Annotated in this window: 18 protein-coding genes; 5 read left to right on the plus strand and 13 right to left on the minus strand. The window is 74.6% G+C overall.

The annotated features are described in order from the left end of the window. Positions 1 to 7: 7 nt before the first annotated feature. From ACFVWU_RS16290 to ACFVWU_RS16325, 8 genes are all read right to left on the minus strand, one after another. Positions 8 to 2734 carry an FtsX-like permease family protein gene (locus tag ACFVWU_RS16290; RefSeq protein ID WP_387620675.1) on the minus strand — a complete coding sequence of 909 codons (2727 nt, stop codon included), beginning with the start codon at positions 2732 to 2734 and terminating at the stop codon, positions 8 to 10. Next, entirely contained in the window at positions 2728 to 3501 is a 774-nt protein-coding gene (locus ACFVWU_RS16295; RefSeq protein ID WP_387620677.1) for an ABC transporter ATP-binding protein, read from the minus strand. The genes ACFVWU_RS16290 and ACFVWU_RS16295 overlap by 7 nt, the downstream gene beginning before the upstream one ends. 100 nt (positions 3502 to 3601) lie before the next feature. Then, entirely contained in the window at positions 3602 to 4012 is a 411-nt protein-coding gene (locus tag ACFVWU_RS16300) for a PPOX class F420-dependent oxidoreductase (RefSeq protein ID WP_387620680.1), read from the minus strand. Positions 4013 to 4046: 34 nt separating this feature from the next. Next, positions 4047 to 8780: a DNA repair ATPase gene (locus ACFVWU_RS16305; protein ID WP_387620684.1), complete on the minus strand. Its 4734-nt coding sequence runs from the start codon at positions 8778 to 8780 to the stop codon at positions 4047 to 4049. Positions 8781 to 8817: 37 nt separating this feature from the next. Then, positions 8818 to 10839, minus strand: a complete 2022-nt coding sequence (locus tag ACFVWU_RS16310; RefSeq protein WP_387620686.1) for a flotillin family protein — start codon at positions 10837 to 10839, stop codon at positions 8818 to 8820. A gap of 76 nt (positions 10840 to 10915) precedes the next feature. Further along, entirely contained in the window at positions 10916 to 11695 is a 780-nt protein-coding gene (locus ACFVWU_RS16315) for a hypothetical protein (protein ID WP_387620689.1), read from the minus strand. 204 nt (positions 11696 to 11899) lie between these two features. Continuing rightward, entirely contained in the window at positions 11900 to 13015 is a 1116-nt protein-coding gene (locus ACFVWU_RS16320; protein ID WP_387620692.1) for a PucR family transcriptional regulator, read from the minus strand. Between the two features lie 79 nt (positions 13016 to 13094). Next, a complete protein-coding gene (locus tag ACFVWU_RS16325) occupies positions 13095 to 13865 on the minus strand; it encodes a GntR family transcriptional regulator (RefSeq protein WP_387620695.1) in 771 nt (256 codons plus the stop codon). Between the two features lie 182 nt (positions 13866 to 14047). Between ACFVWU_RS16325 and ACFVWU_RS16330 the strand changes: the two genes are divergently transcribed. Genes ACFVWU_RS16330 through ACFVWU_RS16340 form a run of 3 tightly spaced genes read left to right on the plus strand, consistent with a single transcriptional unit; the run spans position 14048 to position 16045 of the window. Continuing rightward, positions 14048 to 14809 (plus strand): tyrosine-protein phosphatase, encoded by a 762-nt coding sequence (locus ACFVWU_RS16330; RefSeq protein ID WP_387620698.1) that lies wholly within the window; start codon positions 14048 to 14050, stop codon positions 14807 to 14809. A gap of 56 nt (positions 14810 to 14865) precedes the next feature. Further along, the gene (locus tag ACFVWU_RS16335; RefSeq protein ID WP_387620701.1) at positions 14866 to 15426 is read left to right on the plus strand and encodes a hypothetical protein; all 561 of its coding nucleotides are present in this window, start codon (positions 14866 to 14868) and stop codon (positions 15424 to 15426) included. Positions 15427 to 15481: 55 nt separating this feature from the next. Then, positions 15482 to 16045, plus strand: coding sequence for a DUF4291 domain-containing protein (locus ACFVWU_RS16340; protein ID WP_387620703.1), 564 nt, complete (start codon positions 15482 to 15484; stop codon positions 16043 to 16045). A gap of 12 nt (positions 16046 to 16057) precedes the next feature. On the opposite strand, the gene ACFVWU_RS16345 is transcribed toward ACFVWU_RS16340, so the two are convergent. Continuing rightward, positions 16058 to 16918 carry an ABC transporter permease gene (locus tag ACFVWU_RS16345; RefSeq protein WP_387620706.1) on the minus strand — a complete coding sequence of 287 codons (861 nt, stop codon included), beginning with the start codon at positions 16916 to 16918 and terminating at the stop codon, positions 16058 to 16060. Next, positions 16915 to 17826: an ABC transporter ATP-binding protein gene (locus tag ACFVWU_RS16350; protein ID WP_387620708.1), complete on the minus strand. Its 912-nt coding sequence runs from the start codon at positions 17824 to 17826 to the stop codon at positions 16915 to 16917. Before ACFVWU_RS16350 ends, ACFVWU_RS16345 begins: the two co-directional genes overlap by 4 nt. Before the next feature lie 134 nt (positions 17827 to 17960). Between ACFVWU_RS16350 and ACFVWU_RS16355 the strand changes: the two genes are divergently transcribed. Then, complete coding sequence (locus ACFVWU_RS16355) at positions 17961 to 19148, plus strand: sensor histidine kinase (protein ID WP_387620711.1); 1188 nt, start codon at positions 17961 to 17963, stop codon at positions 19146 to 19148. Then, positions 19145 to 19801, plus strand: coding sequence for a response regulator (locus ACFVWU_RS16360; RefSeq protein ID WP_387620713.1), 657 nt, complete (start codon positions 19145 to 19147; stop codon positions 19799 to 19801). Before ACFVWU_RS16355 ends, ACFVWU_RS16360 begins: the two co-directional genes overlap by 4 nt. Before the next feature lie 103 nt (positions 19802 to 19904). Here ACFVWU_RS16360 and ACFVWU_RS16365 read toward each other — a convergent pair whose 3' ends face one another. The 3 genes from ACFVWU_RS16365 to ACFVWU_RS16375 all read right to left on the minus strand — a co-directional run bounded on the left by ACFVWU_RS16365 (position 19905) and on the right by ACFVWU_RS16375 (position 23245). Then, positions 19905 to 21008 (minus strand): hypothetical protein, encoded by a 1104-nt coding sequence (locus ACFVWU_RS16365; RefSeq protein ID WP_387620715.1) that lies wholly within the window; start codon positions 21006 to 21008, stop codon positions 19905 to 19907. A 485-nt stretch (positions 21009 to 21493) separates the two neighbouring features. Then, positions 21494 to 22096, minus strand: a complete 603-nt coding sequence (locus ACFVWU_RS16370) for a hypothetical protein (protein WP_387620718.1) — start codon at positions 22094 to 22096, stop codon at positions 21494 to 21496. A gap of 129 nt (positions 22097 to 22225) precedes the next feature. Next, a complete protein-coding gene (locus ACFVWU_RS16375) occupies positions 22226 to 23245 on the minus strand; it encodes an N-acetylglucosamine kinase (RefSeq protein WP_387620720.1) in 1020 nt (339 codons plus the stop codon). Between the last annotated feature and the right edge of the window lie 95 nt (positions 23246 to 23340).

A 23340-nucleotide genomic window follows, 5' to 3' on the forward strand; every position in this document is an offset into this window, starting at 1 on the left:
GTTCGCGTCAGGCCGCCCCCGCCGCGCCGCGCAGGATGGACTGCCCGTCCCGCCCGCGCAGGGCGAGCGCCGCCGGGAGCACCGCCGCCGGGAGGGCGACGGCCGCACAGCAGGCGGCGAGCACGCCCAGCATCGTCCACGGCACCACCGCGGGCGTCGGGCCGACCAGGTGGGTCAGCGCGGCCCAGGAGCCGCCGACGCTGACGGCCGTGCCGAGCACGCCCAGCACGGTGCCGGCCGCCACGCACATCAGCGTCTCCACCGCGACGGTGCGCAGCACCTGGCCCCTGGTGGCGCCGGCCAGGCGCAGCAGGGACAGCTCCTGCCGACGGTCGGTGACCGTCATCACCAGCGAGTTGGCCAGCGCGATGGCCGCGTAGCCGATCGCCAGCCCGAGGATCATCAACAGGGCGTTCCAGGAGGCCTGTTCGGTGCTGTCGGTGGCGGCCGACCAGATCTCCTCGGGGGTGGCGAGTCGGGCGCCCAGCCCGTCCACGGCCGTGCGCAGCGCGGCGTCGGCCTGCCGGCGGTCGGTGCCGGGCAGCAGCCGCAGGTCGATCCGGGTCGCCAGGGCCGGGCCGCCCACCCCGGTGGTGACGGCGTCGGGTCCGGTCACCCAGGCCTGGACGGTCTCGGCGCCGGTGCCGAGCAGGGCGGCGACCCGCAGCTGCCGCGGGGTGCCGTCGGCCAGCCGGACCGACACCTGCTGACCGACCCGGGGCGAGCCCGGCCAGGTGCGGCTGAGCGCCACCGAGCCGGGGCCGAGGTCGGCGAGCGAGCCCGCGACGACCGGGAGGCGGTCGACCTCGGCCAGCGCGGCGGGGTCCGCCTCGGCGGCGCTGAAGGGCACCAGGGCCTGGCCGGTCGGGTCGACGGCCATGAGGGAGGTCGGGGTGATCACCAGCGCCCGCACCCCGGGCACCGACCGGACGCGGTCCACCACGGCGCGGCTCAGCCCGGGCGTGCCGGCCGGGGTGACGACCAGGTCGGCGGCGGACAGCTGGTTGCGGACCTCGGTGACCTGCGAGCGGTTGATGGTGTCGATGCTGCCGAGCAGGCACCCGGCGAAGGCGATGACCAGCACGACCGGGGTGGTGGTCGCGGCGGTGCGCCGGAAGGCGGTCAGCGAGCTCTGCCGGGCGGTGGACCAGACGATGCCGCCGCCGTCCTCGGCGGAGCGCCCGCGCAGCCGGGCCCAAGGGCGTGTCTGACAATTCCCGCCGGGCGCGCGACGCCGGGGCACGCACCTCGCCGCGTTGTCGTCGGTCGCCGATGCTCCGCATGGACTCCCTCCTCCGCCTTGCGATGCACGCACCCCAACGCCGCGCGCTGATCCGACGCGAATTGTCAGACACGCCCAAAGCCCGGGCAGCGCGGTCAGCAGCCGGATCGCCGGGCCGGCCAGTACGGCCGCCAGCAGCACGCAGCCCGCGACGATGCTCAGCAGCAGGGCGAGCGAGTCGGCGGCGTTGGCCGCGGCGTCGGGCCAGCTGTGGGCCGTCACCGCGAGGGCCGCGATCCCGCCGCCGAGCACCAGCAGGCCGCTCACCCAGCGGAACGCCAGCGCGCCGCGCGAGCGCCGTTCGACGTCCGCCTCCGCCAGCGCCTCGCCGGGGCTGACTAGTCCGGCCTTCAGCGAGGAGAGCAGCACGCCGCCGATCGCGGTCGCCAGGCCGATCAGGGCCGCGGTCAGCAGCCCCCACCAGGTGACCGGGACGGTGAAGTCGGCCGGCACCAGGTCGCGGTCGACCAGCCACCGCCCGGCCGGCGCCGCCCCGGCCGCGCCCACGGCGCACCCGGCGGCCGAGGCCAGGACGCCGACCACCAGCGCCTCCCGGTTGACCAGGGCGCGCAGCTGCCGACGGGTCGCGCCGATCAGCCGCAGCAGCGCGAGTTCGCGGCGGCGCTGGGCGATCGACAAGGCGAAGGTGCCGGCCACCACGAACACGGCCGTCCCGGCGGAGACCGCGGCGGACAGGCCCAGCGGGGTCTGCACGCCGTCCAGCCGGCTGCTGACCTCGATGTGGTGCGGGTCCGCCTGGCCGCGCTCGGTGCCGGTGAGCACCCGGGCCACGTTCGCGCCGCCGACGGCGTCCACCGCCCGGCGCACCGCGTCGGCCGGGCCGAACGCGGCCAGCACGCCGACGGCGGGGCAGTACCGGGCGGCCTGGGCGTCGGTGAAGAAGACGGCGTGCTCGAAGGGCTCCGCCTCGGTGACGCCGGAGACCGTCGCGGTGTGCGGGCCGTCGGCGGTGACGTACGGGACGCGCCGGCCGACCTGCTCCGGGCGGCCGCCGCCGATGACGATCTGGTCGTCGGCGGCGGGGGCCGTACCGGCGGTGAGGCGGTAGCCGCCCAGGGCCGCGCCGGACCAGGCGCGGCCGACCTGGTCGCGCGGGCCGTCGGGGAGCTGGGCGTAGAAGGTGCGGTCCTCGACCGTCCGGCCGGTCGCGGCGACGGCGGCGAGCAGCCCGGCGGGCAGGCCCGGCTGGGCGGGGACCGGGGTCGGCTGGGCGTCTGCGCCGGCCGCGGGCGTGAACTCCACGTTCAGGTCGGCGGTCACCAGGACCGGCGCTTCGGAGAAGCGCTGGCGACCCTGGTCGGGGACGTCGGCGGTGGCGGCGATGACCAGGATGGAGGTGGCCATCAGGGCGACGCCGCAGGCCAGCGCGACGAAGCTGCCGACGAAGGAGGCCCAGCGGAGCCGGACGGAGGCGAGGGCGAGGGTCAGCACGTCACGGCCTCCGGCGACTGGTCTTCCGGGGACCGGGTCTCCAGGGCGGTCATCCGGGCGGCGACCTGCTCGGCGGTGGGCCGTTCCAGCGAGCCGTCCAGCCGGCCGTCGCGCAGGAAGAGCACCCGGTCGGCGTAGGAGGCGGCGACCGGGTCGTGGGTGACCATGACCACCGCTCGGCCGGGGTCGTCGGCCATGGTGCGCAGCAGGGCGAGCACCTCGCGGCCGCTGCGGGTGTCCAGCGCGCCGGTCGGCTCGTCGGCCAGCAGCACCGCCGGGCGGGTGATCAGCGCCCGGGCGATGGCGACGCGCTGCTGCTGGCCGCCGGAGAGTTCGCCCGGCCGGTGTCCGGCGCGATCGGCGAGGCCGACGGCGGCCAGGGCGGCGGTCACCTCGGAGGGGGAGGGGCGACGGCCCGACAGCTTGGCCGGGAGTGCCACGTTCTGGGCCGCGGTCAGGGCGGGCAGCAGGTTGAACGACTGGAAGACGAAGCCGATCCGCTCCCGGCGCAGGACGGTCAGCTCCTTGTCGCGCAGGCCGCCCAGGACGGTGCCGTCGACCCGCACCTCGCCGTGGTCGATCGCCTCCAGGCCGGCGGCCGAGCGCAGCAGGGTGGACTTGCCGGAGCCGGAGGGGCCCATGACGGCGGTGAAGGTGCCGAAGGGGAACCCGACACTCACCTCGTCCAGGCCGATGACGGGCTCGGGCCCGCGCCGGTAGGTCCGGCGAACCGAGCGGAGTTCAACGGCAAAGTCCGTGGCGTTCATGATCACATCCCATCGCGCGGGACGGGGGTGGCTCAATGGCCGGGGGTGCAGTCTCGGGGGTGTAGCCAGGTACACCCCCGGAGCCCGGTGGGCGGGGGAGTCACCCGACGTCGCGGGCGGTGGTCCCCCGTGCCGCCAGGTTCCAGGTGATGACCCGGCGGGGGTGCACCCGGATGACGTCCTTGCTGAACGCGTCCGGTTGCACCGGCGGCACGTCGACGGTCAGGAGCTCCGCGCGGCCCCTGATCTCGATGCCGCGGCCCCAGCCGGCGGCCACCGGGTCGTCGGCGGGGGCCAGGTCGTCCACCAGCACGGAGACGTCGGGGCGGGCCTGGGCGTTGAGGTACTTGCGGCTGCGGGCGTTGTTCGGGCCGCCGATGTCGATGGTGCCGTCGGCGTTGAGCCGGAAGCCCACCGGGCGGACGTGGGGGCCGCCCTCGGGGCCGATGGTGGCCAGGCGGGCCAGCGGCTGGGCGACGAGGTACTCGCGCTCCCGTTCGGTGAAGGTCATGCGGCCGACCATAGGACCTGAAGTGCGGTTGAGGTCAAGGCCGTTCGACTCGGTCCGTGGCCCGCCAGGCGCGCTTCAGCTCCGCCCAGCGCTCGGCCTGTTCCGGCGTCAGGGTGCCCCGCAGCTCGGCCAGCTTCAGCAACTGCGCCTCGGCGTCGGCGCCCAGCGGCTGGGCCTCGGCGCGGTAGTGGTCGGTGAGCAGGGCGTCGAGCTCGGGGCGGGTGAGCGCCGGGTCGAGGCGCTGGGCGAGCTTGGCCATGTTGCGGTAGGAGCCCTGGAGCAGGAAGGGCGGCTCGGTACGGGCGCGGTCGTCCTGGGCGGCGGAGGCCAGGTAGGCGCGGTTGACGGCCAGGACGGTGGTGCGCAGGTGGAGCAGGCCGGCCAGGACGGCGGTCATCCGTTCGACCTCGGCGGCCGGCCAGGCGCCCGCGAGCCGCCCGCCCGGGGTGCCCGAGGCCCGCGCGAGCAGGGTGTCCAGGTCCTCCCGCTCGGCATGGGCGAGCGGGGCCAGGTGCGGGCTGGCGGGCAGGGCGTTCTCGACGAAGCTGAGCGCGAAGAGGTCCTCGCGCCCGGCGACGGCGTCGCCGAGGTTCCACACGTCGGCGCGGTTGGCGAGCATGTCGGGCAGCCGGAAGAGCCGGCCGGACTCGGTGTACGGGTTGGCGGCCATCACCACGGCGAAGCGCTTGCCGCGCAGGTCCCACTCGCGGGCCTCGCCGTCCCAGACGCCGTCGAGTCGGCGCTGGGCGTCGCACAGCGGGATGAAGCGCTGCAGGAACTCGGGCGAGGTGTGCTGGACGTCGTCCAGGTAGAGCAGCACGTTGTCGCCCGCGTGCAGGGCGAAGTTGAGCTTCTCCAGCTCGCGCCGGGCGGTGGCGTCCGGGGCCTCGGCCGGGTCCAGCGAGGTGACGCGGTGCCCGAGCGCCGGGCCGCTGACCGGGACCAGTAGCAGGCCGAGCCGCTCGGCGAGGTACTCGACCAGGGTGGTCTTGCCGTAGCCGGGCGGGGAGACCAGCAGCAGCAGGCCGCTGCGGTCCACCGGCCCGCCGGAGTCCGCGGTGCCGAGCTGCTTGGCGAGGTTGTCGCCGACCAGCGGCAGGTACACCTGGTCGATCAGCCGGTTGCGGACGAAGCCGTTGAGCGGCGCGGGCCGGTACCGGTCGAGCCGCAGCCGGGCGTGCTCGGCGGCCAGCAGTTCGCCGCGCAGCCGCTGGTAGGCGCGGTAGCCGGGGATCTCGACGTCCTCGAACTCGCGGACCCGGGTGAGCAGTTCGTCCAGGCGCAGGTCCAGCCGCCCGCCGGAGACGCGCGGGTGGTCGCCGAGCAGCCCGGTCAGTCGGGTGGCGACGGCGCCCTCGGCGGGGCGGCGCGGCAACGAGGGGCAGAGCAGCACGGCGGCGGCCTCGGCGAGGTCGCCCGGGTCGGCGTCGGCGGCGGCCGACTCCAGCCAGGCGGAGGCCAGTTGGCGCCGTACGGGGAGCAGCGAGGGCTCCTCCGGCAGTGCGGCCAGCGCCTCCGTCAGTCCGGCGGACTCGGGTGCGGCGTGGAACTTCTCCAGCAGTGCCGCGGCTCCGGCCGAGTACACGAAGGTCGGTGTGGCGGCGGCGAGTTCGGCCACCAGGTAGTCCCCGGAGCCGAGCGTGCCCGGCGTGAACTCCGCGACGGCGGCCGACAGTTCGGCGGCCAGCGCGTCCAGGGCGGGCACCGGCCCGTAGGCCTGCCGGGCGAGGCCGAGCGAGCGGGCCCGGGTGTGCCAGACCAGCCGCTGCCGCTCGTCCGTGCCGTGCGCCCAGTACAGCTGGGCCGCCGCCCGGGCGCCCGCCGGGTGTCGCAACAGGCCGGCCTCGGCGCCGAGTTCGAGCAGCGCGCGGAGCACCAGCGCCGCGTCGTGGTCGTGCACCCCGCGCTGGTAGCCCTCGTCCGGGCGCTGCTCGGCGGCCCGTCGGACGTGCTCCAGCAGGTCCGCGTCGGGTGTGAGGGTGCCCGACAGCGTCCCCGGTCGGGCGGCCAGCAGCAGGCTGGCGGCCAGGTACTCGGCGCGGTAGAGCGCCGGGGTCTCGGAGGGCAGCGGGCGGGCCCAGTAGCGCTCGGTGGCGGCGAAGGCCGGGTCGGTGACGGGGGAGCGGTAGTCGGTGCCGGTGAGGGTGAAGGCGGGGCGGCCGCGCCAGGGCAGCAGGGTGAGTTCGGGCCGCTGGGTGGTGACCGCGAACAGGTGGCGGCCCAGCCGCAGGGTGCCGGGGCCGTCCCCGGCGAGTTCGGCCCGGTCGCGCAGCGCCCGGTGGGCGCGGCCGCGGGCGGCGCGCAGCCGTCCGGTCAGCTCCTCGGCGCGGACCCGGTCGCCGAGTCCGGTCAACTGCCGGGCGAGGTCGCGGAGTTTGACGGCGCTGGGGTCGGCTGCCAGGGCGGCGTCGATCTCGGAGGCGGTGCCGAGGGCGGTCAGCCGCCGGTGCAGGGTGTCGAGGATGCGGTCGGCGGAGGCGGACAGCCGGTCGGCGCGACGGGCCCGCTCCTCCAGCAGGTGCTGGCGGCGGGTGGTGAGGGCGTCGTGGAGCTCGGTGCGCCGGTCGGCGAGCTGTTCGCCGAGCGCCGGGTCGGCGTCGGCGAAGCGGGTCTCCAACTGCTCGATCCGCAGCAGGAGTCGGCCGAGCTGGTCGTCGCAGGCCTCCGGGGTGTCGGCGGCGGCGAGCGCGGCGGTGGCGGCCTGGGCGAGCAGTGCGGTCTCGGCGGCGAACTCGGCGGCGGCCTCGCGGGTGCGCAGCTCCCGGCGGCGGACGGTGAGCGTGCTGCGGGCCCGGTTGAGCAGCCCGAGCACGTCGGCGAGCCGGTCCAGGATCGCGGTGCGGGTGGTGGCGTCGGCCAGGTCGAGGGTGCCGATCAGTTCCGAGACGGTCTGCAGGGCCTCGCCCTGGGTGCCCAACTCGAGACCGAGGGGCTCCGCCTCGGCGGCGGTGGCGATGGCGGCGCAGCGCTCGGCCAGCTCGACGGCCCGCCGCCGGTGCGGTTCGAAGGCGGCGGGCTCGGCGAGCTGGACGACGGCCCGGCCGGCGGCCTCGGCGATTCCCTGGGCGAGGTGTTCGGCGAGCGCGTCGATCCGTTCCAGGTCCGAGCGCGGCAGCTCGCGCAGCGCCTCGACCCGGCCCTGGGAGCGGCGCAGCCCGGCCAACCGGTCGACCCACTCGGCGGCGTCGGCGAGGGTCTCGCCGCGCGCGGTGCGCAACAGGCCCTCGACGTGCTCGGCGGCTTCCTCGGTCCGTGCGGCGGCGTGCGCGGTGAGCTGGGCGATCGCCTCGTACTCGGCGACCACCTGCCGGGCGGTGTCGCGGATCTCGGCGAGCGGCGCGGCGAGGTCGCCCAGGCCGCTCTGGCCGAGCCAGTGGTGCCGGTCGGCGGTGCGGGTGCAGGCGGCCAGCACGGCCTGGTGGCCGGCCGGGGTGTCGGCCCCGGCGGCGGCCAGCCGGGCCAGGGCCAGGCAGTCGGCCAGGCCGCGGACCAGGTCGGCGTTGCCGATCCGGGCCAACGGGCCGGTGCCGGGCGGTTGTTCGGCGGCGTGGCGCTCGCTGGTGAACGGGCTCTGCCACAGCTGGACGGGGTGCAGCCGGGTGGGTCCGTGCTCGGCCGGGCGCAACGCGATGAGGGTGCCGTCGGCGAGGAGTGCGTAGCCCTGGCAGGCGAGCGGGGCGGCGGCCTCCTGGCGGACGCTGTTGTACGGCTGCAGCAGCGCGCGCCCGTCGGCGGCGGAGCGGAACTCGTACAGCACGTCCTCGCCGTTGGGCGACAGGACGGTGCGCTCGTACGCGAGGCCCTCCACCGGCTGGTCGAAGGTGCGCACGGTGCCGTCGACGAGGTGGCAGCCGCCGGGGAAGGCCACGCCCTGGTCGGCGGGCAGCCGCAGGCAGGCCCGGCCGAGCGCGTCGATCCGGGTGACCTTCCCGGTGGGCAGGTGCACCACCAGGTGCCGGACGGTCTCCTCCTGGTACGGGCGCACCCGCACCAGCAGCAGGGTGCCGAGCCGGGCGTGCGCGATCTGGGCGTCGGCGAGGGTCTGCAGGGCCTCGGTCAGCGGCTCGTGGTGCAGCTCCCGGCCGTCGGGGGCGAGCAGGCTCAACCGGCCGCCGTCCACGCCGAGGTGGAGCCGGCCGGCGAGGTCGGCGCGCGGCGGGGTGCCGGGGGCGGCGGGCAGCTGGTCGTCGCGGGTCAGCGCCGTCCACTCCAGCTGCTGGCCGTCGGCGGGGGTGTGGTCGCGCTCGCCGCGCCCGTCCCGGTAGGCGGCCCGCTCGTCGTCGAGCAGCCAGCGCAGGACACGGACGTCGGCGGCGGCCGGCCCGGTGCGGAAGACGGCGAGCAGCTTGCCGCCGACCGGGCGTAGCCGCTCCAGCCGGGCATCGCGGAAGTAGCGGCGCAGCTCTGCGAGATCCTGGCGCAGCCGCGGGTCGTCCAGCAGGCTGCCGTCGGCGGGGGCGGGGGAGAGGTCGGGCCGGTGGAGACTGAGCAGGTCCGCGAAGTCCTCGGAGCCGTCCACCACGTCGACCGGCCGGGTGCCGAGCAGCAGCAGCCCGCCGGCGGCGGTGAGGTCCTGGGGCAGGCAGGCCCGGGTGGTGGTCAGCCGCCCGGTGCCGGTGAGCCGCAGCTCCCCGCCGCCGAACTCGGCGACCCGGCGGGCGTTCAACGCCTGTGCGCGGTCGGCGAGTTCGGCGGCGGACCGGGCGAGCCGGTCGCGCAGGACCTCGTAGGTGCCGGCGTCGAGCCGGGTGTCGTCGAGGGCGTCCACGGTCAGTTCCTCAGGGGATCGGTCGCTCAGCGGGTCGTCACTTGGAGCCGTTGACGGAAGCGCCGGCCAGCGCCCCGATCGGTGTCTCCGCGATGCCCAACTTCTTCGCCGAGTCGAGCAGGCGGCGCAGCTGTCCGGCCTGCTCGCCGCCGGTGCCGATCAGCTGCAGCAGCAGCGCGGAGACCGTCAGGTTCTGCACGTCCGCCGTGGACACCGAGGAGAGCACCCGGGTGAGGTCCTCGGTGAAGCTGGCCCGCCCGTCCAGCCAGGGCCCGGCCAGGGCCTGGGCGGTCTCCGAGTGGCCGACGAAGGCGTCCACGCTCTTGCCGGCCGTCACCGACTGCACCAGCTTGTCGAAGAAGACCGAGTCCCCGCCGACGATGTCGATCTTCGCCTTCTCCAGCCCGGCGGCGACCAGCGCGGCCTGCGCCTCGGCGATCTGCCGCTGCGCGTCCAGCCCGGCCAGTCGGACGTCCTTCTCGGCGGCCAGCCGCAGCCGGTACTCCTCGTGCTCGCGCGAGGCCTCGTCCAGCTTGGCCATCGCCGCGGCCTTCTCGGTCAGGCCCTCGGCCTCGGCCTTCAGCTTGGCGCCGACCTCCAGCGCGGCCGCCTTCGCCTTCTCGGCCTGCACCGCGGCCTCGGCGCGGCCGACCTTCTCCACCGCCGCGGCCTCCTGCTCGCGCACCTGCACCCGGGCCAGCCCCTCGGCGGCGGCCTCCGCCCGGATGCCCTCGGCCAGCTTGACCTTGGCGGCCGCGTCCAGCTCGGCGGCCTGCTGCCGGGCCTCGGCCAGCACCAGCGCCTCGCGGGCCTTGTGCGAGGCGGCCTGCTCGGCGGCCTCGGCGGCCTTGATGTCCTTGACGAGCTTCTCCTGCGCCTCGGCCTCGGCCTGGATGACCACCGCCTTGCGCACCCGCTCGGCCTCCTCGGTGGCGCGCAGCGTCTTGACGGCCTCCTCCTGCTCGGCGACGGTGCGCTCGACCGCGACCCGCTCGCGGACCACGTCGGCGACCTCCCGCCGGCGGGACTCGACCTCCTTCTCCTTGGCCATCACGGCCAGTTCGGTCTCCCGCTCGCGGCCGACCACCTCCAGCAGGCGGTCCTTCTCGATCCGCTCGTTCTCCACCGCGATCACCCGCTCGCGGTTCTTCTGCGCCACCGCGACCTCGCGGGCCTGGTTCTCCCGCTGCACCCCGAGCAGCTCCTCGGTGCGCAGGAAGGCGGTCTGGGCGTTGAGCCGCTCCTCCTCCTGCACCCGGGCGATCACCGCGTCCTCCTTGGCCCGCAGGGTCTCGATCTCGCGGCGCTGGCGGATCTCGGCGTCGGCCTGGCGGCGTTCGAGCTCCAGGACGGTCTCCCGGGCGTCCACGTTCTGCCGGGTGATCTCCTTCTCCTCGGTGCGCTGGTACTCGTTGGTGCGCACGTGCTCGATCGCGGTCAGCTCGGTGATCTTGCGGATGCCCTGGGCGTCCAGGATGTTGTCGCCGTCCAGCTGGCTCATCGGGGTCTGTTCCAGGTGGTCGATGGCCGCGTCCTCAAGGGTGTAGCCGTTGAGGTCGGTGCCGATGATCGCGATGATCTGGTCCCGGAACTCGTGCCGGTGGGTGTACAGGTCGGTGAAGTCCAGCTGCTTGCCGACGGTCTTGAGCGCCTCGGCGAACTTGGCCGCGAAGAAGTCCTGGATCGCCTGCGGGTCGCTGGCCCGGGCGGTGCCGATCGACTGCGCCACCTTGATGACGTCCTCGACGGTCTTGTTCACCCGGACGAAGAAGGAGATCCGGATGTCCGCCCGGATGTTGTCCCGGCAGATCAGCCCGTCCCGGCCGGCCCGGTGGATCTCCACCGTCTTCGCGGTGATGTCCATCAACTCGGCCTTGTGCAGGATCGGCAGGACGATCGTGCCGGTGAAGGTGACGTCCACCTTCTTCGTCCGGGAGACGATCAGTGCCTTGCCCTGCTCGACCTTCTGGAACAGACGGCCCACGAACAGCAGCAGGGCGAACAGGATGAGCAGCACGACGGCGACGAGTACGCCGAAACCCACGGCGATGGTGTCCATCACGGTGTCCTTTGACGAGACGGTGGTGCGAAGCGGGTGAAGAAGACGGTGAGATGACGATGCGTCCGGAGAGGGGTCAGACGCCCGGCGGCGACGGGTCGAAGGGCGCCACCAGGAAGTGCTCGGCGTCCGCGTCGTAGTCGAAGATCAGGGCGGTGCGGCCGGCCGTCAGACCCGGCTCGGCGTCGAGCACGCGGACCTGGACGGTCGCGGTGGAGCCGTCCTCGGCGGTGACCTCGGCCTGCCCGAAGTCGGCGGTCACCCGGCCGGTGCGGATCACGCAGACCCGGCCGACGAAGTCCCCCCGGGTGATCGGCCGGTCCTCGGGGAACAGCCGCCGCAACGGCCGGACGAGCACCCGGGTGCCCGCCCAGGAGGCGACCAGCGCGACCGCGAACACGCCGCCGCGCGCCGGTGCCCCCGAGGTGAGGACGGTGCCGGCCAGGCTGACGAACCAGGCGAGCGCGACCAGCAGCGACACCGCCACCGTCGCGGGCACCCCGCCCAACCCCAGCGCGTCCAGCACGCCCGCGTGGTGGACGGCGCCCCTCTCCCCGTGGGCGCCGTCACCACCGTGGGCGCCGTGCGCGCCGTGGGCGATCCCCCCGCCGGGCGCCCCGTGGGCCGCGCTCCCCCCGACACCGTGCCCCCCGACACCGTGTCCGACGTGACCCACCTGGCCCACATGCCCGGCGTGCCCGGCACCCAGGTGGTGCCCGGCGCCGTGCCCCCCGTGCAGAGCGCCGGGCACCAGGCCGCCGAACAGCATCAGCAGCCAGTACCCGACGACCACCACGAGCGCGAAGCTGAACAGCGCCGTCGGAAAGGCCAGCGCGGCCGCGAAGAATCCCCCCATCCCGGCCACGCTCCCCCGTCTTTCCCACGGCGCCGCGCTTCGGCGCCGGGGAGATCATGGCAGCGCGAGCGGCATCCGCACATTGCCAGGATCCGGCAATCTTTACGGCCTTTTGACACCCTGGTACGCGCGCTCCCGGTGACATTGCGACAACCGGGCAACGGAACGGCTCCGGCCAGGTCATCCGGGGTTTGCGGCCGGGTCCTAGAGCGGCTGCTCCGGCCAGTTCAGCAGCCGCGCGCCCATCGCCGCCGTCTCCAGGGTGAAGCGCTGCAACGCGTCGGAGGGGTCGTACCCCGTGAGCGCCTTGATCCGCTCCAGCCGGTAGCTCAGCGTGCGTACGCTCAGCCCCAGCCGGCGCGCCGCCTCCGCGTTCACGTACGCCGCCTCCGCCTGCACCGCGATGGTGTCCAGCAGCGGACGGGCGCCGCCGCGCGCCTCGGTCAGCGGGCCGAGCACGCTGCGCACCAGGTCGGCCATCGCCGCCCGGTCACGCATCAGCACCGGGAAGACCAGCAGCTCCTCGGCCTTCAGCTGCGGGGCCGGCAGACCGAGGCGCTGCGCGTAGTCCAGCGCGTCCAGGGCCTCCTCGTAGCTGCGCAGCACCCCGCTCGCGCCCGAGTGCCGGCGCCCGGTCGCCACCCGCAGCACCGGGCGGTAGCCGGGGCCCGGGCGCAGCGTCAGGTCGGCGAAGGCCTCCAGCACGGCGCGCTCGGAGTCCGGGGCGATGCACACCAGTCGGCCGTCCTTGCTGGCCAGCAGCACGTCCCGCTCGCCGAACCGCCCGGCGAGCTCCCGTTCCACCCGGTGCACCAGCGGATGGACGTCCGCGAACGGCTCGACGCCGACCGCGACCGCCACCGTGTACGCGCCCGCCAGCCGCAGCCCGAACCGCTCCGCGCGCTCCGCCAGCAGGCCCAGGTCGCTGCGGCCGAACAGCAGGTCGTCGATGAACTCCCGCCTGGCCGCCTCCTCGTGACGGACCGCCAGGCGCTGTGCCCGCTCGTGCCCCTCGCCGAGCGCGGCCAGTGCGGCGTCGGTGACGGCCAGCACGGCGTCGCCCATTCGGCGCAGCTCGCCGGCGCTGCTCGCGGCGGTCGTGCCGGGCAGCGTCTGCCAGGCCCGCCGGGCGGTCGCCAGGCACTGGGCGACCACCTCGCGCAGCCCGTGACCGGCCTCGGCGCACTGCTCACCGAGTCGGCGCAGGCCCTCCAGCTCCTCCCGGCGCAGCAGGCGCCCGGTGCGGGAGACGTCGGCGAGCAGGGCGAGGTAGGCCTCGGTCAGTTCGGTGGGTATGTCGCACTCGTTCGCCTCGGTCATGCTGTTCTGCCCACCCCCGTGCGGCCTGAATTTCGGGCGGTGAACTTTAGCAGGATCCTTACGGGCGCAGGCCTGGCGCTCAGTGCTCACGGAAGTGCAGTACGAAGCGCGCGCTGCTGCCGTCGATCCGGCGCCGGACGTAGAGGGCGGGGGTGCCGTCCGGGGTGCAACTGACTCCCTCGCGCACCAGCAGCGGGGTGCCCGCCGGCACGCCGAGCAGCTCGGCGTCCGCCAGGTCCGCGCCGATCGCGCCGAAGGCCCGCCAGTCGTACTCCAGCTCCACCCCGGCCGCCCGGGCCAGGTCCAGCACCAGGTTCCCGGCGTGACCGGGCCGGAGCAGCTCGGCGGGCAGCGGCCCGAAGGGCACCCAGTAGCTGCACGCCGCCCGGGCCCGCCCGCCCAGGCGGATCACCGAGTCCACCCGGGACAGCTCGCCCGGCGCCCGGCCGAGCTGGCGGGCCGCCTCCTCGTCCTCCGCCGAGCCGGTCACCGGCGGGGCGGCGACCACGAACTCGCCGTCCCCCTGATCCCCCTCGGGCAGGGCCTCGTGCACGCTGCCCAGGTCGAAGCGCTGGCTGCGCGGGTCCACCGCGATCGAGACCCGGACGGCAGGCGGGCGGACGAAGGTGCCCACGCCCCGGCGGATCTCCACCACGGCCGCCCGCTCCAGCTCCGCGACCGCCTGCCGCACGGTCAACCGGTTCACGCCGAACTCGGCGCTCAGCTCCGGCTCGCTCGGCAGCCGCGCGCCCGCCGGGTAGCCGCCGGCGTCGATCCGCTCCTGGAGCTGCCGGGCCAGCCGGCGGTACAGCGGGATGTTCGGGGGAGTGCTCGGGGGGTTCGTCGCCACGGCCTCGATCCTACGAAGTGGCCGGCCGCCCCCCCGGCTCGCCGTGGCGGGCCGACGGGGGTGGGATGGAGAGGTGCCCCGCGGGTCGCGGCTTGCCCGGCACCCCGGTGACGGGTTAGACATCTAGACGTCTAGATGTCCTGCTCGTCTCCGTGCGCGGCTTCACCCGAAAGGCCCCTCGCATGTCCCTGGTCAACTTCCGCGACTCCGCCTTCCTCAGCGACCCCGAGGGCCTGCGGATCCGCCCCGGCGTGCTGTACCGCTCCGCCCAGCCGTACCCGGCGGCCGACGAGGCCGTCGTCGCCCAGCTGCGCTCCTGCGACATCCGCACCATCGTCGACCTGCGCGACCCCCGCGAGACCCGCCCCGCCGACTGGGTCGCCGCCGAGGAGGCCGGGATAGCCGTCGTCGCCGCCCCGGTGAACCCCGCCACCGACGCCCTCACCGCCCGCATGGCGACCATGACCACCGCCGCCGACCTCGGCGAGTTCTACGTGCTGCTCGCCGAGTCCGCCCCCGCGGCCGTCACCGCCGCCGTCGAGGCCGCCGCCCGCCCCGGCGCCGTCCTGCTCCACTGCGCCGCCGGCAAGGACCGCACCGGCCTGCTGACCGCCCTCCTGCTCGACCTCCTCGGCGTCCCCGCCGAGCGCATCGTCGCCGACTACGCCCGCACCGCCGACGCCCTCCCGGAGATCTTCGCCAACCTCGCCGAACGCCACCGCACCGCCCTCAACGCCCAGGGCCCCACCCGCGTCACCGACTCCGACGGCCGCCACCTCACCATCCCGGCCCCGCTGCTGGAGGCCCCCGCCGAGGCCATGTCGGTCTTCCTCGCCCGCGTCCACACCCACCACGGCGGCGCGGCGGCCTTCCTCCCCGCCTGCGGCGTCCCGGCCGCGACCCTGGGCGCCTTCCTCGCCAAGGCGGCGGTGGCCGCCGCCTGACGTACCCGCCCGGCATCGCCACCGGCTGTCGGCGGAGGCGCCTAACCTGACGACCCATGAGCTTCTCCGGCATGTGGTTCCTGATCCCCGCGCCCGCCGAGGCCGTCGAGCGGCACGGTCCGAGGCTGCGGGCGCTCCTCGCCGAGCACGCTGCGGACCCGGACAACCGCGAGCTGCTGCGTCGCTGGGGGCTGGACGGGCTGGGTCCGGAGGAGCTGGAGTGGCTGGCGTCCGGCCCGCTCGGGCAGGACCCCGAAGGGCTGTACGACGCCTGGAGCGAATGCGGGAAGGAGATCGGCCCGTACGTCTGTGTCTCCGCCCGCAACCGCTACCCGGTGCTCGGCCTGGCCCACGCCCTCGGCCCCGAGCGGCTGGCCGGGTTGCCCGGCTGGTTCGGAGACATGGTCCTCGCCCCCGAGGAGGTGGCGGCCGCCCTGCCGGCCGTCGAGGCAGTGTTCGACTTGGACGCCGCCGAACGGGCGGCGGCGCAGGAGCGGGCCTTGGGGGTCCTGCGAGGGACGGACGACGTCTCCGGCCTCTTCGACGCCGTCGTCCCCGTCTGGCGCGCCGCTGCCAAGGCCGGGCGCGGCATGATCGGCGCGCAGCTCATCCCGTAATCCCGTTGCGCCGCCCCCGTCCGCCCTGGCAGCGTGCCGGGCCAGGGGGTGCCCGATGACCGCACTGCGCGAGATCCGCGCCGACTACGACGCCCGCACGATCGTGCTCTACCAGGCCTACCCGCCGGCCGTCGCCGACGCGGCCCTGGCGGCGGGCCGCTTCGTGCCGCCGTTCAGCTTCCACCGGATGACCTGGATCAAGCCCTCGTTCCGCTGGCTGATGCACCGCAGCAACTGGGCGCAGAAGCCGGGCCAGACCAGGGTGTTGGCGGTCCGGATCACCCGGGAGGGCTGGGAGGAGGCGCTCGGCCGGGCCGTGCTGACCACCGCCCACCCGGACGAGGTGGCCCGCGCCGAGGTCCATGTGCAGTGGGACCCGGAGCGGACGCTGCGCGGGGCGGCGCTGAACCAGTACAGCATCCAGGTGGGCATCGGCCGCTCGCTGATCCGCACCTTCGCCGAGGAGTGGGTCACCGAACTGACCGACCTCACCCCGCGGGTGCAGCGGATCGCCGCGCTGGTCCGAGGCGGCCAAACGGCGAAGGCACAGCGCCTGCTGCCGCCCGAACGCCCGTACCAGCTGCCCGCCGGGACCGCTCATAGGCTCGACATCCTGTGATCAGCGAGGACTTCAAACGTCCCGTCGCCGCACCACGACCACCGTCACCGCCACCGCGACGACCGCCCACATCCCCATCGTGATCCACGCGTCCAGCACGCTCGGCGCCCACTTGCTGGTCGTGGTCGAGGAGTGGGGGTTGTAGGTGAGCCTGCCGACGGTGGCCAGTGGCAGGTGGCTGCCGATCTCGTGCAGCCACCGGTAGCGGTCGCCGCCGAACATCAGCGGCATGATGAAGAACAGCAGCACCAGCGACACGATCGAGGCGGTGGCGTGCCGCAGCACCGCGCCCAGTGCCATCCCGATCAGCGCGCAGACCGGCACGATCGCCGCGTAGGCGAGGACGGCCCGCAGGCTGACCCCTTCGGTGATGGAGAGCCCGACGTGCCGGGAGGCCAGCATCGCGTTGGTGGTGAAGAAGGACACCGTCGACACCACCGCCCCCGCGAGTGCGGTGATCCCGCCGATCAGCAGCACCTTGGCGGCGATCACCCCACGCCGGTCGGGCACGGCGGCGAAGGTGGTGCGGACCAGGCCGGTGGTGTACTCGCCGAACACGGTGATCGCCCCGAGGCTGCCGGCCGCGATCGCCATCAGGTAGCAGGCGATGTCGCTCAGGCCGTGGTACAGCGGGTCGTACCGGAACGGCGGCATACCGGGCATCCGCGGCGGCGGGTGGTCGATGTACGTCAGGTCGCTGTGCACGGCGTTGATGTTGATCACGATCGCCACCAGCGCGGCGAGCGCCAGCACCCAGTACGTCGACCGCAGCGAGCGCAGTTTGATCCATTCGGCGGCGAGCAGGTCGGTGAACCGGGGGGCCGGTTCGGTGGCGCGGGCGGCCTCCGTGCGGATCGGGGTCATGGTGCTCATCGGGTCTCTCCAGCCAGGTACTCGACGCTGTCGGCGGTCAGGGACATGAACGCCGACTCCAGGGACGACGTCCGGGTGGCGAGCTCGTGCAGCACCACGCCGTGGCGCAGCGCGAGTTCACCGATCCGCTCGGCGGGGAGGCCGGTGACGATGCCGAACTGCGGTTCCACCACGCCGACGTCGGCGCCCTCGGTGCGCAAGGCGGCGGCCAGCAGCGAAAGTTCCGGCGCCCGCACGGCCACGCTCGACTCCGCGTTGCGGGCCGAGAACTCGGCCAGGCTCTCGTCCGCGATCAGCCGTCCACGCCCGATCACCACCAGGTGGTCGGCGGTGTGCTCCATCTCGGCCATCATGTGGCTGGAGACGAAGACCGTGCGCCCCTCGTCCGCGAGTCGGCGGAACAGCCCGCGCACCCAGAGCACGCCCTCCGGGTCGAGCCCGTTCAGCGGTTCGTCGAAGAGCAGGACGGGCGGGTCGCCGAGCAGGGCGCCGGCGATGCCGAGCCGTTGCTTCATGCCCAGCGAGTAGCCGCCGATCCGCCGGCCGGCGGCCTTGCCGAGTCCGACCTCGGCCAGCACCTCGTCGACCCGCTCGAGCGGGATCCGGTTGCTGCGGGCCAGCGCCGACAGGTGCGCCTTGGCGCTGCGCCCGCCGTGCACGTCCCCGGCGTCCAGCAGGGCGCCGACGTGCCGCAGGCCGCGCGGCCGGTTCGCGAAGGGCACGCCGTCCACGGTGACGGCGCCCTCGGTGGGGGTGTTGAGGCCCAGGATCATCCGCAGCGTGGTGGACTTGCCCGCGCCGTTGGGGCCGAGGAAGCCGGTGACGGTGCCCGGCCGGACGGTGAAGGTCAACTGGTCGACGGCCGTGGTGGCGCCGTACCGCTTGGTCAGTCGCTCGATCTCGATCACGGGGACAACGGTGCCGGTCAGGGCCGTGGTCGGACATCGGGCGCCGGGACACAACCGGGAGCGGCCAACCCCGCCCCCGGGATTACTCCCGCGGGCCAATGCGCCGCCGCGCCGCCCGCCGCTACCATCGCGTCATGATCACCGAACCCCGCCCGCCCCTGCTCAGGCGCCTGCCCGCGGGCGTGTGGGTGGCGGCGTTCTGGACGACCATCGTGGTGTTCCGGTTCTTCACCCGGGACAACGAGTTGAGCCACCTCTTCGACTACAACGGCAACACCGAGGACATGCCCTTGGTGGTCACGGCCGTGGTCACCACCCTGGTCGCCTTCCTGCTGGTCCGGTTGCCGTTGGCGGCGGTCGCGGCGGCGCTGGCGGGCGGCGTCTACGCGCTCGGGATGTGGACCGTCCCGGCGGCGCCGGTGCAGTTCCTGATCGCCGAGGTGGTGGTCGGCTACTGCGTGGTCACCCGCTCCCGCCTGGTCTCGACGATCGCGGTGTCGATGCCGCTGACCGTGCTCGCCACGCTGTACGCCTGGGGCACCGTCAACGGTTACGTCGTGAACCCGTACGCCTACCTGGGGCTCGCCGCGACCGTCCTGATCGCCTGGCTGATCGGCAACACCGTCCGCCAGAGCCGCGCGCACGCCGACGCCCTGCGCGGCCGCGCCGCCGAGCAGGCCGTCACTGCCGAACGGCTGCGCATCGCCCGCGAGTTGCACGACATGGTCGCCCACAGCATCGGCATCATCGCGATCCAGGCGGGCATGGGCAGCCGGGTCATGGACACCCAGCCGGCCGAGACCCGCAACGCGCTGAACGCCATCGAGGCGACCAGCCGGGAGACCCTGGCCGGGCTGCGCCGGATGCTGGGCGCGCTGCGGCAGGGCGAGGGGGAGTCGGCGCCGCTCGAAGTCGCCCCGGGCCTGGGTGAGTTGGACCGGCTGGTGGAGACGACCGCGGGCGCCGGGGTGCGGGTCGCGCTCACCCGGCGCGGCGACGCCCGTACCCTGCCGCCCGAGGTGGACCTCGCCGCCTACCGGATCGTCCAGGAGGCCGTCACCAACGTGGTCAAGCACTCCGGCACCCGCGACTGCCACGTCACCGTCGCGTACGACGACCGGGAACTCGGCGTCACCGTCCTGGACTTGGGCGCCGGTGCCGCGACCGGCACCCCCGGCACCGGCTACGGCCTGGCCGGCATGCGCGAGCGGGTCGCCCTGCTGCACGGCGAGTTCAGCGCCGGCCCGCGCCCCGAGGGCGGCTTCCGCGTCGCCGCCCGACTGCCGATCCCCGAAGAAGCCGCCCTGGAGGTGGGACCGTGATCCGCGTCGTCCTGGTCGACGACCAGCCGCTCATCCGCACCGGCCTGCGGGTGCTCATCGCCGACGCCCCCGACCTGGAGGTGGTCGGCGAGGCCGGCAACGGCGCCGAGGCCGTCGAACTGGTCGCCCGGCTGCGCCCGGACGTCGCCGTGATGGACATCCGGATGCCCGGCATGGACGGCATCGAGGCGACCCGCCGGATCCTCGCCGACCCGGAGCTGCCCACCCACGTGCTCGTCCTCACCACCTTCGACGACGACGACTACGTGTACGGCGCGCTGCGCGCCGGGGCGAGCGGCTTCCTGGTCAAGGACTTGGCCCTGGAGACCATCCTGGACGGCGTGCGGGTGGTCGCCGCCGGGGACGCCCTGCTCGCGCCCGGCATCACCCGGCGCCTGATCGGCGAGTTCGCCGCCCGCCCGGAGGCCGCCGCCCGGCCCCGGAAGTCCGCCGAGGGCATCACCGAGCGCGAGCGCGAGGTGCTGACCCTGGTCGGCCGCGGCCTGTCCAACACGGAGATCGCCGAGGAGCTCACCATCAGCGTGGCCACCGCCAAGGCGCACGTCGCCCGGCTGTTCACCAAGCTGGACGCCCGGGACCGGGTCCATCTGGTCATCCACGCCTACGAGTTCGGCCTCGTTTCGCCCTCCTAGGACACGCCCCGGGGCGCGCCCGGGAACGCGACGAGCGCCGGGGTGGGCCCGCACAACCCACCCCGGCGCTCTACCCCTGTGTCAGATCGTCATAGGCGAGGCCTCAGGGGACGATCGCGTGCGAGATCTGGCAGGCGCTGACCGCGTTCGACCAGGTCGCCTGCATGGCGAACGAGCCGGTCGCGAAGTTCACGTTCTGCGCGCCGCCGGTGCCGCCGGTGCCCTTCCAGGCGCACTTGTCGCCGTTCTCGGCACCCGTGGAGTCGGTCCAGCCGCCGGCCGGGTTCTGGTCGGTGACGGTCTCCGCGTACTCGTGGCCGTACACGATGGTCACGCCGTCCAGCAGGCCCGCGTTGCCGCTGTTGACGTAGTTCTGGCCGCAGGAGGTGCCCATGTCGGTCACGTACGGGTTGTTGCTGAACGCCACGTCACCGTACGGGGAGGTGGCCGCGCCACCGCTCAGCGTGGTGTCGCCGTTCCAGTCGTGCCACGCGCAGAACTGGCCCGTGGAGGTGTTGAAGCCGTCCGGGTGGGTTCCGGTGGGCGAGAGCACGATGTACTGGGCGTTGCGGTTGGAGGCCGCGGTGGTGTTGCCGAAGTGCCCGGCGGCCTTGATGGCCTCGGTGGCGATCTGGTTGCCGGTGGCCTGGCTCGGCGCGGCGGCGGAGTTGTCCACCCAGACGCCGGCCAGCGCGCCGCCGGTCGGGTAGCCGACGTGCGCGGCGGTCGACGGGCAGCTGGTGGCGCCCTTGGTGATGCCCTCGCAGTACTGGGTCAGGACGCCGGACCAGAGTTCGTTGTTGGTGCCCAGGCCCTTGTACAGCTGCTGCGCGCGCACGGCCTCGCCCGACGGGTCGCCGGTCATCGTGGTGTAGCCGTTGGCGTCGGTGCCCGCGGTGCCCCACTGGGAGCCCCAGATGACCACGTAGACCTTCGGAGCGCCGGTGGTGACACCGATGCCGTCGACACCGCCGCCGAACTTCAGGTTCGACGTCCGGGTCGCGGCCGCGGAGGCGGCGTTGGCGTGCGCGGCACCTTCCTTGGTGGGGACGACGCCGTGGCGGTACGGGTGGCTGTTCCCGGCGAACTCGCTGCTCGGCTGGTCGGCCTGGGCGGCCGGGGCGGCGGCGAAACCGGTGGCGGCCAGTGCCAGGGCGCTGAGCCCGGTCAGGGCCCGGACGCGCGCCTTGCGGGAGGTGGGGGACATGCCCATTGTGAGGGTTCCTCTCTCATGCCGACCGCACACGGATGGGGCGCGGCTGCACTGTGGGGGACAAATGGGGAGGAGCAACGACGGCGACCCGGAACCACTGGCGGTTCGTCATGAACAGTCAGTGAAGTGGGGATGGGGCACCGGTTTACCGCCGACGGCCGGAAGCAAAGCATCGCCGCGGAAACCGGGTCAACGACGGCGATAGTAAGACCAACCCCAAGGGAACCCCTGGCGAACGTATAGAACGCCAAAAGGCCGCAGCTGGCGGGCTGTTGACACGCGTAGCGCAGCCGAATCTCAACAGTTGAGGGTGCGGCTTACACCGTATTCGTCCCCCCGCCTCCTCCTCGCGACCTTCACCGAACGGCCACAACCACCCCTTCCCAGCCTCCCGGTCGGTGGCCTACCTTGTCCGCACCACTGCGACCGCCGTCCGCGGGAACACCGGCGACCCCGTGCTCCGGCGCGCACCTCGCCCGCTACGGCCTCTCGATCTCCGCGATCCGCATGATCCGCCCGTGCGAGTCGAGCACCACGTCGTAGGCGTTCCCGAAGCAGCCGTACGGATCCGCCGGATCGCGCTCGGCGAGGCAGTCGTTGAGGTGGGTGACCAGCTCGTCCAGCTGGACGGGCTTCGCCGGGTCCGCGTGCGGGCGGTCGACCAGCGTCGCCGTCACGCCCGAGGCCGCGAAGCCGTAGTGGACGGGCGTGCCGGTGGCCTCGTAGCGGGGCGGGTCGCAGGTGTAGCGGGCGGGCTGGGCGGTGAGCTCGGCCGGGCCGGCGGCGACGATGACGAGCACCTGGTGGCCGGGCAGTCGACTGGGGGCCGGGCACGGGTAGCCGGGGTCCGGGGCGGCGATGGTGTCGGGGACGGGGGAGTCGGCGGCCTCGTCGTCGGCGAGGTCGTCCCCGTCGTCCAGCAGGTCGTCGGCGCCCTCGTCGGCGCCCTCGTCGGCGAGGGCGGCCGCGGAGGCGGCCGCGTTCACCGTCGGGCGGGAGTCGGCGGGGGTGCAGCCGGTGAGGCAGGCCAGAGCGGTGCCGGTCAGCGCGGCGGCGGCGAGGAGGATGCGGGGCGCGGCCATGGCACAAGTCTCCCCGGGCGGCGGCGCTGGTCTGCACGCGGGTACACGACCGGCGCGCGGGGAACGGTTCCCGCCCGCGCCGGACGTGCGGATCCGGCGGGGGCGGGAGGCTGGGGGAGAGGGCAGGCCTCAGGCCGCGACCGGCCGCTGCGCCTCGTACGCCTCGCGCACCCGCGCCTGCGCCGTCGGTTCCACGCCCAGGTGGTCGAGCCCGAGCAGCGCCGCGCCCAGGACGGGCGGCGCGACGACCACCCGCGGCTCGGCCAGCGGGGCGGCCTCGGCGAGGCGCGCCGTGAGGTTGTCGAGCAGCAGCGGCTGCCGGGAGGCGAGCACCCCGCCGCCGAGCACCACCGGGGTGGGGACGTCCAGCAGGTCCAGCCGTCTCAGCGCGACGACGGCCAGTCGGACGATCTCGTCGGCCTGTCGGTCGATCAGCTCCAGGGCGGTGGCGTCCCCTTCGCCCGCGACCGCGAACAGCACCCGGACGATCTCGTGCAGCCGGGCGCTCGGCAGGTGCCCGAGGTGGATCGCCTCCGCGACGGCCCCGGCGCTGGGCAGGCCGAAGTGCTCGGCGATGGACCGGGCCAGCGCGGTCGGCCCGCCGCGCCCGTCCTCCGCGCGGACGGCGTGCCACATGCTGGTGATGGCGAGCCCGGCGCCGCCGCCCCAGTCGCCGGTGAGCTCGCCGAGCGCGGGGAAGCGGGCGGTGCGTCCGTCCGGCAGCAGGCCGACGCAGTTGATCCCGGCGCCGCAGACCACCGCGACCCCGCGCGGGCCGTCGGTGCCGGCCCGCAGCAGGCCGAAGGTGTCGTTGACGACGGTGTTGCTGACGCCCCAGGGGTGCGCTTCGAGGGCGGTGCGCAGCGCCTCCTCCTCCACCGGGAGGTCGGCGTTGGCCAGGCAGGCGCTGACGTGGCTGGTGAGCACGCCGTTCCAGGAGGGGTGGCCGGCCGCCGCGGCGGCCTCCTCGACCAGCGGAGCGAGGCCGGCGACGGCTGCGGCGCCGCCGATCCTCTGGGGTGCGAAGCCGCCGCCGCGGGCGGTGCCCAGGACGGTGCCGTCGGCGCCGATCAGGGCGACGTCGGTCTTGGAGTTGCCCGCGTCGATGGCGAGTACGCCGGGCAGGAGTGGTTCGGGCTGGTGGGTCATCGGGTCCCCGCGGCTCGTACGTGGCCCGGCCGCAAGCCCCGGCCGGGGGTGGTCGGTCTCCTCGCTGCGCGCCCGGCCCGTACTCCGGAGCGATC

The organism is Kitasatospora sp. NPDC058190 (genome assembly GCF_042883685.1).
Taxonomy (GTDB): Bacteria; Actinomycetota; Actinomycetes; order Streptomycetales; family Streptomycetaceae; genus Kitasatospora.

Bases quoted from the DNA above. Each gene is read 5' to 3' on its own strand.
- ACFVWU_RS16335 (WP_387620701.1), top strand. From the start codon at position 14,866: ATGAGCTTCTCCGGCATGTGGTTCCTGATCCCCGCGCCCGCCGAGGCC.
- ACFVWU_RS16320 (WP_387620692.1), bottom strand. From the start codon at position 13,015: ATGACCGAGGCGAACGAGTGCGACATACCCACCGAACTGACCGAGGCC.
- ACFVWU_RS16315 (WP_387620689.1), bottom strand. From the start codon at position 11,695: ATGGGGGGATTCTTCGCGGCCGCGCTGGCCTTTCCGACGGCGCTGTTC.
- ACFVWU_RS16300 (WP_387620680.1), bottom strand. From the start codon at position 4,012: ATGACCTTCACCGAACGGGAGCGCGAGTACCTCGTCGCCCAGCCGCTG.
- ACFVWU_RS16295 (WP_387620677.1), bottom strand. From the start codon at position 3,501: ATGAACGCCACGGACTTTGCCGTTGAACTCCGCTCGGTTCGCCGGACC.
- ACFVWU_RS16370 (WP_387620718.1), bottom strand. From the start codon at position 22,096: ATGGCCGCGCCCCGCATCCTCCTCGCCGCCGCCGCGCTGACCGGCACC.
- ACFVWU_RS16310 (WP_387620686.1), bottom strand. From the start codon at position 10,839: ATGGACACCATCGCCGTGGGTTTCGGCGTACTCGTCGCCGTCGTGCTG.
- ACFVWU_RS16375 (WP_387620720.1), bottom strand. From the start codon at position 23,245: ATGACCCACCAGCCCGAACCACTCCTGCCCGGCGTACTCGCCATCGAC.
- ACFVWU_RS16355 (WP_387620711.1), top strand. From the start codon at position 17,961: ATGATCACCGAACCCCGCCCGCCCCTGCTCAGGCGCCTGCCCGCGGGC.
- ACFVWU_RS16340 (WP_387620703.1), top strand. From the start codon at position 15,482: ATGACCGCACTGCGCGAGATCCGCGCCGACTACGACGCCCGCACGATC.
- ACFVWU_RS16365 (WP_387620715.1), bottom strand. From the start codon at position 21,008: ATGTCCCCCACCTCCCGCAAGGCGCGCGTCCGGGCCCTGACCGGGCTC.
- ACFVWU_RS16330 (WP_387620698.1), top strand. From the start codon at position 14,048: ATGTCCCTGGTCAACTTCCGCGACTCCGCCTTCCTCAGCGACCCCGAG.
- ACFVWU_RS16345 (WP_387620706.1), bottom strand. From the start codon at position 16,918: ATGAGCACCATGACCCCGATCCGCACGGAGGCCGCCCGCGCCACCGAA.